This is a genomic window from Megasphaera jansseni (assembly GCF_047974155.1).
In the GTDB taxonomy this organism is placed as follows: Bacteria; Bacillota; Negativicutes; order Veillonellales; family Megasphaeraceae; genus Megasphaera.
Map to the genome: position 1 here is coordinate 1 of NZ_JBHYRR010000108.1, position 239 is coordinate 239.

Annotated in this window: 1 protein-coding gene; it reads right to left on the reverse strand. The window is 46.0% G+C overall.

Annotation, left to right across the window (positions count from 1 at the left end; all coding sequences use genetic code 11):
* On the reverse strand, positions 1-239 hold a 239-nt coding region (locus tag ACE418_RS13665), incomplete at both ends, for an IS200/IS605 family accessory protein TnpB-related protein (protein WP_416451093.1).

Consider the following 239-nt stretch of genomic DNA (forward strand, 5'->3'; position numbering starts at 1 on the left):
TCCAAATCCAGGCAGCTGGCCTGGGAGGTATACGATTCTTCTTGTTCCAGATAGGTTATCCCGTAGCGTTCACACAGGTGTTTCAAGGTACTACGAAGATAGCTCAAATTGATTTGAGTGAAATGCTGATTCGTCACTTTGCCCAGCTTCAGTCCTCGTTTAAAATCCCGGTTATAGCCGCAAACAAGGGTCCCTATCTGATGGTCAATGCAAAAATCGAGGATATAGCGGGCTGTCTT